13 protein-coding genes are annotated in these 13,234 nt (G+C 58.9%); 4 read left to right on the forward strand and 9 right to left on the reverse strand.

Annotated elements, in window-relative coordinates; genetic code table 11:
* Positions 1-214 precede the first annotated feature (214 nt).
* The 5 genes from ubiG to ABMC88_RS16145 all read right to left on the reverse strand — a co-directional run bounded on the left by ubiG (position 215) and on the right by ABMC88_RS16145 (position 4,362).
* Positions 215-922: a bifunctional 2-polyprenyl-6-hydroxyphenol methylase/3-demethylubiquinol 3-O-methyltransferase UbiG gene (gene ubiG, locus ABMC88_RS16125; protein WP_349577915.1), complete on the reverse strand. Its 708-nt coding sequence runs from the start codon at positions 920-922 to the stop codon at positions 215-217.
* Between the two features lie 64 nt (positions 923-986).
* Positions 987-1,793, reverse strand: coding sequence for a crotonase/enoyl-CoA hydratase family protein (locus tag ABMC88_RS16130; RefSeq protein WP_349577916.1), 807 nt, complete (start codon positions 1,791-1,793; stop codon positions 987-989).
* Positions 1,794-1,882: 89 nt separating this feature from the next.
* On the reverse strand, positions 1,883-2,803 hold the full coding sequence (locus ABMC88_RS16135) for an MYG1 family protein (RefSeq protein WP_349577917.1): 921 nt from the start codon (positions 2,801-2,803) through the stop codon (positions 1,883-1,885).
* Between the two features lie 78 nt (positions 2,804-2,881).
* Entirely contained in the window at positions 2,882-4,045 is a 1,164-nt protein-coding gene (locus tag ABMC88_RS16140) for an iron-containing alcohol dehydrogenase (RefSeq protein WP_349577918.1), read from the reverse strand.
* Positions 4,046-4,050: 5 nt separating this feature from the next.
* Positions 4,051-4,362, reverse strand: coding sequence for an ETC complex I subunit (locus tag ABMC88_RS16145; protein WP_349577919.1), 312 nt, complete (start codon positions 4,360-4,362; stop codon positions 4,051-4,053).
* 160 nt (positions 4,363-4,522) lie between these two features.
* On the opposite strand from ABMC88_RS16145, the gene uvrB reads away from it, so the two are divergent.
* Entirely contained in the window at positions 4,523-6,730 is a 2,208-nt protein-coding gene (gene uvrB, locus ABMC88_RS16150) for an excinuclease ABC subunit UvrB (protein WP_349577920.1), read from the forward strand.
* Positions 6,731-6,743: 13 nt separating this feature from the next.
* On the opposite strand, the gene ABMC88_RS16155 is transcribed toward uvrB, so the two are convergent.
* Positions 6,744-7,142: an NYN domain-containing protein gene (locus tag ABMC88_RS16155; protein WP_349577921.1), complete on the reverse strand. Its 399-nt coding sequence runs from the start codon at positions 7,140-7,142 to the stop codon at positions 6,744-6,746.
* Positions 7,143-7,226: 84 nt separating this feature from the next.
* On the opposite strand from ABMC88_RS16155, the gene ABMC88_RS16160 reads away from it, so the two are divergent.
* Together ABMC88_RS16160 and ABMC88_RS16165 are read left to right on the forward strand one after the other, a co-directional pair.
* Entirely contained in the window at positions 7,227-7,412 is a 186-nt protein-coding gene (locus tag ABMC88_RS16160) for a PLD nuclease N-terminal domain-containing protein (protein ID WP_349577922.1), read from the forward strand.
* A gap of 125 nt (positions 7,413-7,537) precedes the next feature.
* On the forward strand, positions 7,538-8,206 hold the full coding sequence (locus tag ABMC88_RS16165; protein WP_349577923.1) for a hypothetical protein: 669 nt from the start codon (positions 7,538-7,540) through the stop codon (positions 8,204-8,206).
* A 39-nt stretch (positions 8,207-8,245) separates the two neighbouring features.
* On the opposite strand, the gene ABMC88_RS16170 is transcribed toward ABMC88_RS16165, so the two are convergent.
* The 3 genes from ABMC88_RS16170 to ABMC88_RS16180 form a co-directional block, all read right to left on the reverse strand.
* Positions 8,246-10,525 carry a glycosyl hydrolase family 28-related protein gene (locus ABMC88_RS16170; RefSeq protein ID WP_349577924.1) on the reverse strand — a complete coding sequence of 760 codons (2,280 nt, stop codon included), beginning with the start codon at positions 10,523-10,525 and terminating at the stop codon, positions 8,246-8,248.
* A gap of 106 nt (positions 10,526-10,631) precedes the next feature.
* Positions 10,632-11,033, reverse strand: a complete 402-nt coding sequence (locus tag ABMC88_RS16175) for a DUF4864 domain-containing protein (RefSeq protein WP_349577925.1) — start codon at positions 11,031-11,033, stop codon at positions 10,632-10,634.
* Positions 11,034-11,093: 60 nt separating this feature from the next.
* Positions 11,094-12,674: a lysine--tRNA ligase gene (locus tag ABMC88_RS16180; protein WP_349577926.1), complete on the reverse strand. Its 1,581-nt coding sequence runs from the start codon at positions 12,672-12,674 to the stop codon at positions 11,094-11,096.
* 119 nt (positions 12,675-12,793) lie between these two features.
* Here ABMC88_RS16180 and ABMC88_RS16185 point away from each other — a divergent pair, with 119 nt between their 5' ends.
* Positions 12,794-13,216: a tellurite resistance TerB family protein gene (locus ABMC88_RS16185; RefSeq protein WP_349577927.1), complete on the forward strand. Its 423-nt coding sequence runs from the start codon at positions 12,794-12,796 to the stop codon at positions 13,214-13,216.
* The last annotated feature ends 18 nt before the right edge of the window (positions 13,217-13,234 follow it).

Genomic DNA, 13,234 nt, shown 5'->3' on the forward strand with positions numbered 1-13,234 from the left:
CAAAACCCTGAAAAATCCTGATCTGGATTTTTCAGCAGCTCTGAAACCCTATGTTTTTATAGCTTATTCTCGCCTTCACTCAGAGAAAAAACTTTCAGCGCCAGCCTTTTGAAGCACCTCAAACTCGACTTGTGCCGTCAAATTGGGCGCTGCTGCCGCTTCGATCCGCGCTTTTTGCGCCGACTCGGGAGAATCCAGGCGGAATCGGCGTGAATCACTGCGACTCGTTTTGCGCACTTCCCATATAGATGACGGATTTCAGCGGTAGCTGGCCAAATACCAGATCAAACCGCCTATTGATTCCCCGCGGCCCCAGTCCGGTCTGCCTGTTCGGCTTTAACCCCGCCTTGATCATCGCGGCCGCAAGTTCATGCGGCTTTATAAACATGTCGGGGTCATGGGTGCCTTTGGGCAATAGACCCAACATATCCTCTGCCACCGTTATGGTCGCCAGCTTTGCAATCGGGTTGCGGTTGATCGTGTCATATAGAAAGATACCGCCCGGTTTGAGAACGCGGCAGACCTCTGACAACACTTTGGGCAGATCGGCCACGTGTTCCAACACATCCACACAGACAACAATGTCAAAGCTGGCGTCCGCGTAGGGCAGTGCCTCCCCTACCCCGACATCATAGGTAATGTTGCGATCTTGCGCGTGGGCACGGGCAGCGGCGATTGCGTCTTTTGCAGGGTCGATGCCTGTTACATCTGCGCCGCGGTCGTCGATCGCTTCGGCCATAAAGCCGCCAGCACATCCAAGGTCCAGGACGGCCTTGCCCTGCCATTCGGTGAGTTTGTCGAAATAGCGCAGGCGGGCGGGCACCATGTTCTTGAGCGTGCGGACCCAGCGGATGTCGTCAGACCACCACCGGGCCGCGACGTCGTCATATATATCCAGATTGTTGCGTTGTCTGTTCGTCATGCCTTGGCCCCTGCTGCATCTCTATGCCCTCAGACATAGGCCGCGCGGCAGGGGGACAAGCAGATCAGTCGTTTCGCCGCACGCGGGCTGCGGATTTATCAGCAAAGGCCGCAAGCCTTGCGCGGGCGTCTGGCTGTGTATTCACAACCCCTGCCACCACAGCCTCGGCATAAGCGGCGTCCATGGCCGACATATTCTGCATATGGCTCACGGCAGAGCAGATCGCAAAGTTCGACAGCGGCAGGTTTTGCGCCGCCTTGCGGGCCAGATCCATCGCGGCATCCAGACTGGAGCCGTCTACTATATACTGTGCCAATCCCAGATCGACAGCTTCCTGCCCCTGATAGACGCGGCCCGTCAGCATCATGTCGATCATCCGCGCCTTACCAACCAGATCGGTCACACGGATCGTGGCCCCGCCCCCGGTAAACAGACCACGCTGGCCTTCGGGCAGGGCGAAGTATGCGCTTTGGTCCATCACACGCACATGGGCCGAGCTTGCCAACTCCAAGCCCCCGCCCACCACGGCACCTTGCAACGCGGCGATGACAGGGACGCCTCCGTATTCCATTTTGTTGAACGCTTCGTGCCAGCGCAGGCAGACGTGCATGAAGTCTGCGGGGCTGCGGTCTTCATCGTGATGCTCGATCAGATCAAGGCCCGCGCAGAAGTGATCCCCCGCCCCCGCAAGCACCACGGCACGCACACCCGCACGGGGGGCTGCCGAGAAGAAATCAACCAGCTCTTCGATCGTGTCGATGTCCAACGCATTGCGCTTTGCGGGACGGTTGAGCGTCACCACCCAAACACCATCATCATGCACCTCAATCGCGAGGTTCTTGAAACGGGCAATATCAATGGTGAGCGTCATGGCGGTATCCCTATTCAATCAAATCAATTGTCAGACATTTGGTGTGCTATTTTGCAGGCGAACTCAAGGCCGAGTTACGTGCCGCTACGTCACGCTTCGGCTTCGGCTACGGCAAGGCGGGCCATTTCAAGTGCGGCTTCGCGCGTTTCGGCGACAGCGATAAACAGACCGTTGTGGCAAAACTTGGCGCCTTTGACGCCGCAAGCCTCTTCCAACTCGCCGTCCGTCAGCCCCGCCCATGCTTTGGGCAGGTCTGCGCGCTGCTCGAAGCTGTCGCCCTGGATGCGGATGCCGCCAATGGCCCAGTCGCTGTCACGCGGATTAACGACGAACAGCATATGGTCTGCGCCAGCGTCCTCAATCGCGGCGCGGAAGGGCATGCCCATGGGCAGTTCCAAAACGCGGTTCGGGCCTGCTTCCTCAATGGCCTTTGTCACCATCGCATGGGCGCGGCGTTTGGCGGCTTTGCCGTTGATCGACCCTTCGATGAATGCCCGCGCGATGGGCAAAGCCGCAACAAAGCCTGCGTCATCAGCGCCAGCGTCGTTGTTATCAAAGACAGGTTTCAGCGTTCCCAACAACGCCGGCAGTGTCAGGCTGGCCAATTGCCCCGCCGTGGCAGGTGCCAGCGCTCCGTTATCCACCAGATCAACGGGCACAACAAAGCTCTTGTCAAAGCTGGCGTGTACATCTTCTATATCCACTTCCGGCACATCCAGCGCGCGCAGATAGTCGCGGCCATATTGCGCCCAGATCAACCCGAACGAGCTGTAGGGCTGGCCGTCTTCGCGCAGCGGGTTGGGGCGTTGGTGATGATCGAAAATCTGTGCTTCGGCATCGAACACACGACCTACGTCATAGATGATCTTGCCGGGTGCGGGCGTCGTCCAATCGCGGTCACGGGTGCGCAGCAGCTCGGCTTGGGGAAACAAGCGTTGCAGGATGACCGTGGACAACAGCTCATCCGCGTGAAAGCCGCCGGAATGGGTGACGAGGTGGGTGATGGTCATCTGGCGTACTCTATATATAGGAGGGATCGGTTGCGGTAGTGAGTAGCGAGGGGCCGCACGGGGATCAATCCCTGACGCCTACCAGATCGCGCGATAAAGCTGCACGATCTCGTCTTGGGTCGGCACGCGGGGGTTGTTCTGCGGTGAGCCGGAGGCCAGCGCCTGCCCCGCCATCAGCGTCAACATCGCGTCATCCGCCACATGCCCGAGGCTGGAGGGATTTGGCACTTTGAGATCGTCGTTGAGACGGGTTAGCCCCTCGACCAGCTTTTCACTGGCCACTGCATCACTGTCGCCCCTCTGCGCCATGCCCATCACGCGGGCACAAGTGGCATAGCGCGCAGGTGCTGCGCCGATGGAAAAGCGTGTGAGTTCGGGCAGCAGCATCGCATTCGACAAGCCATGCGCCACATGAAAATGCGCGCCAATCGGGCGGCTCATCCCGTGGACGAGGGCGACAGAGGCGTTGGAAAAGGCCATCCCCGCCTGGGATGCGGCCAGCATCAGCGCACTACGCGCTTCGGCGTTTTCAGGATCGGCAACGGCAGTGCGGACATGGGTGGCAATTGCGGGCATCGCGGCCAGCGCGAATGCATCGGCATAATCAAACGCCTTGCGGCTCACGTAGGCTTCGATTGCGTGGGTCAGGCTATCAACGGCGGTATCCGCCGTGATGCGGGCGGGCTTGGTGATGGTGAACGTCCAGTCAATCAACGCCGCGGTTGCCACGCAGGCCAGACCCGACAGGTTGTATTTTTCGGGGCTTTGAGTGTCGGTAATGACGCACCAGCGTGTCAGCTCGGACCCTGTACCGCCTGTGGTGGGGATTGCGATGACGGGCGGGCCGCAGCGGTCAATCTGGCGGGGCGCTTTGTAATCGCGCACGTGGCCTTCGTTCACGCTCATGAAGCTGATGGCTTTGGCGGTGTCCATCGGGCTGCCGCCACCAAAGCCGATGATGCAGTCGAAATCCCCTGCACGCCACACAGCAAGGCCCGCGTCTACGCACAGATCTGTGGGGTCTTCGACCACGCCGTCAAAGATATCCGAGCGGATATGCGCGGCATCCAGACTATCGGTGATAACCTGCACATGACCAAGGGCGACAAGGTTGGTATCCGTCACGATCAGCGGGCGCGACAGGCCCAGCTGTGTCAGAACCTCTGCCACCTCTGCCGCCACGCCACCACCGATACGAATGATGCGGGGGGACTGAACGCGGCCGATGGTCTGAGGCGTCATCGGCGTTAGTGTGTCCAGGCGCCGCGACGGTCGGTCGCAAAATTCTCGGCGTAACCGCCCGCACGGATGTTCGGCTTGCGGCGGTTTGGCTCTTGGACCTGTGCGTCGATGCCGTTTTCCACGGCATAGTCGACCGCGTCTTGCTTGGTCGCGAATTCCAGCTTGATCTGGCTTTGCGTGTCCGACGACGAGGTCCAGCCCATCAGCGGATCCACTTCGCGTGCGCTGTCTTGTGCAAATTCCAGCACCCACTTGTTGGTCTTGGCAGTGCCAGAGGACATGGCAGTACGGGCAGGTTGGTAGATTCGCGCGCGCATGAAAGCTCTCCGTGGTTGGCTAAACCCGATATGGCACGCAGGCGGGCGCGGATCAAGAGCGCGCTCTGCTGACAGTTTCTGACATGTGAACGCGTGCCATGCCTTGAACACCCGCGCAAACACCGCATCTATAGAAGCAACACCAGCCGGAGACTGCCCCATGCCCTATGCTCATTCCGACAAAAGCGATGCAACGTCCAAGGCCGTGCTGGCCAACCCCGCCCCCGATGTGCGCACCCGCCCAAAGCTGGAAGGCGGGATCACGTTCAAACTGGCGACAGAGTTCGAACCCGCAGGCGACCAGCCCACCGCGATTGCGGAGCTGAGCGAGGGCATCCGCAACGGCGAGCGTGACCAAGTGCTGCTGGGCGCGACAGGCACCGGCAAGACCTTTACCATGGCCAAGATGATCGAGGAAACACAGCGCCCCGCGATCATCCTTGCGCCGAACAAAACGCTGGCCGCGCAGCTTTATGGTGAGTTCAAAGGTTTCTTTCCCGACAATGCGGTCGAATATTTCGTCAGCTACTATGACTACTACCAGCCCGAGGCTTATGTCGCCCGCAGCGACACGTTTATCGAAAAAGAGAGCCAGATCAACGAGCAGATCGACCGGATGCGCCACTCGGCCACGCGGGCCTTGTTGGAGCGGGATGATGTGATCATCGTGGCCTCTGTCTCGTGCATCTACGGGATCGGCAGCGTCGAAACCTATGGCGCGATGACGCAGGATTTGAAGGTCGGCAACTCATACGACCAGCGGCAGGTGATCGCCGATTTGGTGGCGCAGGCCTACAAACGCAACGATGCCGCCTTCCAGCGCGGCTGTTTCCGCGTGCGCGGCGATAGCCTTGAAATCTTCCCCGCCCACTTGGATGACCGCGCATGGCGCTTGTCCTTCTTTGGCGAAGAGTTGGAGGCGATTACCGAGTTCGATCCACTGACAGGGGAGAAGACCGGCACGATGCAGCAAATCCGCGTTTACGCGAACTCCCACTATGTCACGCCCAAGCCGACGATGAACCAAGCGGTGATCGGCATCAAGAAAGAGCTGCGAATGCGGCTGGATCAACTGGTGGCAGACGGCAAACTGCTGGAGGCGCAGCGGCTGGAGCAGCGCACCAACTTTGATCTGGAGATGCTGGAAGCCACAGGCGTATGCAACGGGATCGAGAACTACTCACGCTATCTGACGGGCCGCGCCCCGGGTGAGCCCCCCCCCACCCTGTTCGAATTCATCCCCGACAACGCGATTGTCTTTGCCGACGAAAGCCACGTCTCCGTTCCGCAGATCGGCGGCATGTATAAGGGTGACTTCAGACGCAAGATGACGCTGGCCGAACACGGCTTTCGCCTGCCGTCCTGTATGGATAACCGCCCCCTCAAGTTCGAGGAATGGGACGCCATGCGCCCGCAGTCGGTCTTTGTCTCCGCCACCCCCGCCGATTGGGAGTTGGAGCAGACGGGCGGTGTGTTCACCGAACAGATCATCCGCCCCACCGGCCTGATTGATCCCGTGATCGAGATACGGCCCGTCGAGATGCAGGTCGACGATCTGCTGGACGAAGTGCGCAAAGTTGCCGCCGACGGGATGCGGACACTGTGTACCACGCTCACCAAACGCATGGCCGAGGACCTGACCGAGTACATGCACGAACAGGGCATTCGCGTGCGCTACATGCACAGCGATATTGATACGATCGAGCGGATCGAGATTTTGCGCGATCTGCGCCTTGGCGCCTTTGACGTGCTGATCGGGATCAACCTGCTGCGCGAAGGTTTGGACATTCCCGAATGTGGGTTGGTCGCTATTCTGGATGCGGATAAGGAAGGCTTCCTGCGCTCGGAAACCTCCCTGATCCAGACCATCGGCCGTGCGGCGCGTAATGCCGAAGGCCGCGTGATCATGTATGCCGACCGCATCACAGGCTCGATGGAGCGTGCGATGGGTGAGACAGAGCGCCGCCGCGCCAAGCAGTTGGCCTATAACGAGGAACACGGCATCACGCCGATGACGGTGAAAAAGAATGTCGAGGATATTCTGGCAGGGCTCTATAAAGGCGACACTGACCAATCCCGCGTCACTGCCAAAATCGACAACCCTCTGGCGGGGGGTAATCTGCAAACCGTGCTCGAAGGGCTGCGCACCGACATGCGCAAAGCTGCCGAGAACCTCGAGTTTGAAGAGGCCGCACGCCTGCGTGACGAGGTGAAACGGCTTGAGGCGGTGGACCTCACTATCGCGGATGATCCGATGGCGCGGCAATATGCTGTGGAGAAGGCCGTGGTCGACGCCAAGAAATCATCGGGCCGCAGCACGATGGGTCGCGGCGGAATGCGCGGCGGGGTGAAACGGCGCGGACGGTAATGCAGACTGGCCGCTAAATCGGTACGGCGCGAAGCTTTTTGGAGAACTGCACCCGCCCGCCTTTCACAATCCGCCCCGTGACCAGCGTGTCGGTGCGCAGCTGCGGATAGGTTTTGCGCCAGTCGTGGAAGCGGTCGTTGGTGACGATCTGGATAGACGTCCCAACCGCCGCCTCTAGCAACAGCGCATCTGCCTGCGTCCCTTTGGGTGCGATAACGATCCGCGTCTGAGCGGACAATTCATCCAACATATCCTGCGTCAAATGCCGATGAATGCTGTGGTCGAAATAGACCGTCGGCACAAAACGGCGGGCTCGCAAAGCGCGGGTGACAAGCGATGGCATCGCCGCATCCCGCTGCCCGCCGCGCCAGAACACGACATTCGATCCATCCACGGCAATCTCGCCTTCCATATTCAAAACCCTAGCTTTTGGGGAACTATAACGCATTCCGCGTGTTGTGTTGCCGAGACGCAAAAAACAAAAGGACCACACGACATGGAATATGGCATACTCGCAACGTTGATTTTGATCGCCGACATTTACGCAATCTACAATGTTCTGACCTCCCGCGCATCAGGCTTGAGCAAGATCTTGTGGACCGTCGGCATCGTAGTATTCCCCGTGGTCGGCTTCATCGTATGGCTCATCACTGGCCCGCGCGGTGGCGCTGTCCGCGCATAGGCGTACTGACCCAGACCAATTGCCAAAAGGCGCGGCTGTATGGCTGCGCCTTTTTTTGTATTTTCAGCTTGGTAACTCTTTGTTAACGGCTGTTAACCAAACTGACGGGTAGGAGACCTACCCCCGTGCAAATCAAACTTATCTTTGTGGTGCTTTTGATGGTGCTGTCGCTTCCTGCAAACGCTGGCCCTTGGCTGCGCGAGAAAGGCAGCGTTTTCACCTCTGTTTCTGTGGCTACCACCTATAATCTGGATATGGGCAACCGGACGTATCTGGAATACGGGGCAACGGAAAAAACGACGTTGATTGTGGATGTCGGCATTCTGCGCCCGCGCCTTAACCCCAACGCGGGATATGCCACTTTATCCTTCCGCCGTGCGCTCAGCGCGCCGGATGCCACGTCGAAATGGGCCTATGAATTGGGCTTTGGCGCGGGGTGGATCGGCTCTGAGACGGCACCATTGCTGCGGGCGGGCCTGACGTGGGGCCGCGGGATGCAATGGGGGGACAAGTCCGGTTGGGCTACCGTGGATGCCTCAATGATCTGGGAATTCGGCTATGACCGCCACGCGACGAAGGTCGACGCGACCGTTGGTGTGAACTTTACCGATGTCACCACAGGCATGCTGCAACTCTATACCGCACATGTGGATTCAGACACGATCGCCACGATCGCGCCGTCGCTTGTGTTCAACCCGAAGGCCTCAAAATTCCGCATTCAGGTCGGCACCGAAAGCCAGATCGGGCAGATCAAAAACACAGCCCTGAAAATAGGGCTGTGGCGTGAGTTTTGATACGGCCCCGACGCCCTGCCACGCCGGAGCCAGCGTGGCCTAGACCACGTCGTTGTCCATCCGTGCGGTCACGGCAATCTTGCCGCGCACGGGTTCGGACCAGATGACATGCACTTGATCGGCATTGCCGCCCTGCTGCGCACGCACAAAGGGGTTGTCATAGTTCAGCGCGTTGGCTGCGTTGCGCACGCCGCCGCGCACGACCACCGCATCCACGCTGAGTGAGCGGGCAGAGAACGGCAGCCCGTCCCCGGTCTCGACCACCCATGTCTGCGCATTTGTGTTGTTCTGGTATTCGATCAGATGCGGGTTCGCGACAGGCGTACTGATCCCGTGGAACGAGTTCCCGACAAAACTGATGTTGCGCATGCGGGTATAGTTGAGATCCGCAAAGCTGGTGTCCACACGTTCTGCCCGCTGCACAAAACCGTTGATGCTGCGGAAGCGGTTGCCCGACACGTTCAGCCCGTTCACAAAATGCCCAGCGCCGTAGGGCTTGATGATCAGGAAGCTGAACGCGGTCGACACATTGCCAGACAGGAAGATGTTGCTGGTAATATCGAGCGCGCTGAACGAAAAGCCGCCGCTGAATTCTGGCGTGGGGTCACGCTCGTTCGTCCACTCAAAGAACGCGTTGTCCACATAGTTGTTGGTGAACACGACCGAGGCATAAGCCTCGGCCATTACCACGCCCGCCGAACGGATGCCCCCCGACACGGTATCCCCTTGGAAAAAGTGGTTTCCGACAATCAGGTGGTTCTGCCCCGTCATCACCGCAAAGTGGCGGAAGCGCTCGGCGCGGCAATTGCGAATCTTTGCGTCATTGGCGTTCACATTGAGCGCGATGGTTTTGCGTTGCGATACAGGCAAATCATTCTCGGACGACAGGAACTGGCACCGCTCGACAAACATGCCCTGACAGCCGCCCCCCATCGAGGTAATCCCGCGATCTTTTGGCGTCGTGATAAAACAATCGCGCACGGTGAAAATCGTGCCTGCATTGGCCAGCATTATTCCGCTGCACAGCTCTTGGCACTGGAATTCGATATTGTGCATCACAAACTTCGAAATCACATCAAAGCCGCTGAAATCGAGCATGTACTTATACCGCTCAAAGGCAAAGTTTTGCGTGCCTGCGGCATCATACAGCGGGCCATTCAACGTCAATTCGTTCGCCGCGATGTTCTTGTCGCGCACGTAAATCTCACGCCCCACGCCTGCGCCACTCACCCGTGAGCCGATAGCGATGTTGGCAACATTCGACACATTGGTCAGGGTGCGCGGGTTGTTGGGGTTATAGGTCGCCTGCTCGATCAGCGTCGTGGTGTCCCAATCGCCGCCCGTCAACGCGATCAATTGCCCGTTGTGGATGGCGCGCCGCGTCTCATAGCGCGTGCGGTTGGGCACGGCGGCTTGCAGGTCCACAGGCTCTGTCAGGGCGACCTTGCGGCCGCACAAGTCCAGCGATTCGTGATCCGAATTGTTCAGAAGCGCCTGAAACGCCTTGCGAAAAGCCAGCTCTTCATTCTCGAAAGCCTCAATGTAATTGGCCAGATCAAAGTTGCGGCGCAGCAGCAGAATGGCCGCCGTTGGCATGGTCAGACGCCCAACAAACTTCACCGGCGTATCAAAGGTCAGATTGCCAGTGATGTTAAACACGCCCTCCGAGATCAGCACAGTGCGCCCGTTGGCCGCCGAATTCGCCGCCTCGAACGCAGCGGTGTCATCGGCCACCCCGTCGCCAATCGCGCCAAAGTCGCGCACATCCACGGTTGAGACGAGATCACCCAGAAACAGGCTCGATACATCCGTGATCTCAAGGTCGTCGACCCGCACAACGCCGCCGTTCTGGCCCAGCAGATCGATGCCGAAATGCCCGTAGTCGGCAAACCGCCCCCAGACCATATCAACCCCGTCGCGGTTACCGATACCGACAATCGCGCTCACCTCGACCACGTCGCCATAGGATGTAATCGGAACCGTCTCCCCCACAGTCGTCACACCAGCCAGCGCGTTGCCATTGGCTTGCGCCGCAAAGGCCGCGATCCGGACCGAGGGGAGATTCCCGCTCAGCGCTTTGATACGCGCCGTAATCTTGATGTAGCAGCCCGGCTCAATCGGGGTCTGCCCCTTGTACCGCAGCCGCTGGGTGCTGTCGGTTTTCAGGATCTCGATAGCACCACCAAAATCCTGATCGGCAGGAATGAATGCGGCATTGCCCGAAGTGGCATAGCTTGGCGACCCTTGGGTACCATCGCCGTTGGAATAGGCCGCCAAGCCCTCGGAATAGGGGGCGGGCGTAAGTGTTGTTGTGGTCATAGGTATCCCTTTCGCGCTTCTCCGGCGCAACTGCCGGACATAAGCGAGGGAAGTACCAATCTGGGATTAAAGCGCCTCTATAGCACCGTAACGGTGGCGTTGCAGATCAAACCGCTGCCCCTGGCGCATCAAGGACTTGCACACCGTTGATGCGCCAGCCGTCTGTTGTCTCCAACATACGGTATTCCAGATAGTGAAACGCGCCTTTTGCGTCTGCGATCTGGATGCGCTGGAAATAGGTGCCGCCTTCTTCGCGCAGCTCCAGATAATCAATCGCGGCAGGGCGCCAGACCATCGGATAGCCTTGGGTCACCATGCGGCCAAAATTCTGCGGCGACTGGAACAAGCGCTGCAAATTAGGGCTGGCAAAGGTAAAGGCGGTGGCGAAATCATCGGCCTTGAACGCCTCGAACTGCTGGTTGATCGTTGCGCGAATATCTGCGTCTTGCGCAAAGGCGCTGAACGCGCCTGCCGCCACAATTACCGCTGCCAAAAGAACCGTTTTCATATCGTGTCCTCCGTCTTGTGTGGGACATGACGTAATCCACACAAGCCGAAGGGCAAGAAATCAGCCCGCGACCAGCTTGCCCGCCAGGGCATCATCAATAAGCGCAATCGTTTCATCCACACCGTAAAGTGCGATAAACCCTCCAAAGCGTGGCCCCTGCGACGCGCCCAAAAGAACCTCGTAGAGGGCCGTGAACCAGTCGCGCAGCGGATCGAACCGTTCACGACCGCAGGCAAAGACCTCGGACTGCAGTGCCTCGGCGTCCAGCCCCCCCTTCCATGCGGCAAGGCGCGTGCGCAAGTCGCTCAGGGCTTCACGCTCCAAATCGCTGGGCGCGCGGAAGGTTTTTTCCGGTTTCACAAAGTCATTGTAATAGCGCACGGCATAGCCCGCCGCGGCGTCCATACCGGGGTTGCTTTCTGGTGTGGCCTCGGGCGCATAGCGCTGGATAAAGCCCCAAAGCTGGTCCTTGTCCTCGGCCGAGGAGACAGAGGCGAGGTTCAGCAACATCGAGAAAGGAACAACCATATCGGACTTTGGCACATCGCCGCTGTGGATATGCCAGACGGGGTTGTTCAGCTGCGCTTTGATGTCTTGACCCTCATAGGCGCGCAGCTGCTGGTGGTATTCATCGACGGCCTTGGGGATCACGTCGAAATACATGCGCTTGGCCGTCTTCGGCTTGAGATACATGAAATACGATAGCGATTCCGCGCTTGCATAGGTCAGCCATTCGTCGATGGTCAGCCCGTTGCCCGAGGTCTTGGAAATCTTGTGACCGTCCTGATCCAGAAACAGCTCATAGCTGAAATGCTCGGGCGCACGGGCGCCGAGGATGCGGCAGATTTTGTCGTAGATCGGCGTGTTGGTCGAGTGATCCTTGCCGTACATCTCGAAGTCCACACCAAGGGCCGCCCAGCGCGCGCCAAAGTCGGGCTTCCATTGCAGTTTCACATTGCCGCCCGTGACAGGCAGGGTCATTTCCTCACCGTCTTCGGTGTCAAAGGTGATCGTGCCGGCTTTGGCATCGACGGATTTCATCGGCACATACATGACCCGACCGCTTTCCGGGTGGATGGGCAGGAAGATGGAATAGGTCTGGCGACGTTCTTCGCGCAAAGAGGCCAGCATGACCTCCATAATCTCGTCGTATTTTTCGACGGCGCGCATCAGGATTTCGTCGAACTGGCCCGTGCCATAGAATTCGGTGGCCGAGATAAACTCGTACTCGAATCCGAAGGTATCCAGAAACGTGCGCAGCCGCGCATTGTTGTGGTGGCCAAAGCTGTCGTGCGTGCCGAACGGATCGGGCACGGACGTGAGCGGGCGCTGCAAATGCTCGGTCAGGCTTTCAGGGTTGGGCACATTGCTGGGCACTTTGCGCATACCGTCCAGATCGTCCGAGAAACACACAAGCCGCGTGGGAATGTCGCTGATCACCTCGAACGCGCGGCGGATCATGGTTGTGCGTGCGACCTCACCAAAAGTGCCGATATGGGGCAGGCCCGAGGGGCCATAGCCCGTCTCGAACAACACATGACCTTTTTCGGGTGTCTTCCCGCCAAAGCGTTTGAGCACGCGGCGCGCTTCTTCAAAGGGCCACGCTTTGCTTTGCATTGCTGCATCCCGCATCTCAGACATATCAGACTTCCCGAAAATCATCTGCGCATTATCGCGCACCTGCGGCTTCATCTATTGCGCAAGGGCCATGCCGTCAATATTCTGCGATACGACCCGTCAGGCGCAAAGGATTACCCCCGATGACAAACGACCCTTCTTTGGCGCTGAGCGCGCAGGACAGTCTGGTAGCTGTTATGGTGGCGGTGTCCGCATCGGATGGCGACATGGGAACAACCGAACTGATCAAGATACAGACAGCGGTGAACATCCTGCCGATCTTTGCCGGTTTTGACATGGACCGGATCAAGACGGTGAGCCAGATGGTGTTTGATCTGTTTGAGTTGGAGGACGGGCTGGACGCCTTGTTTGGCCTGATCAAAGAGGCGTTGCCGGACCGTTTGAACGAGACAGCCTATGCGCTGGCTTGTGATGTGGCGGCTGCGGACGGAACGCTGGAAGAGGCAGAATTGCGGCTGCTGGAAGAGATCCGCTATGAGCTGGAGATTGACCGCTTGCATGCCGCAGCGATCGAGCGTGGCGCACGGGCGCGGCATTTGACCTGAGTGTTTGATGCGGGCGGT

This window comes from Sulfitobacter aquimarinus, assembly GCF_040149565.1.
GTDB classification, from domain to species: Bacteria; Pseudomonadota; Alphaproteobacteria; order Rhodobacterales; family Rhodobacteraceae; genus Sulfitobacter; species Sulfitobacter aquimarinus.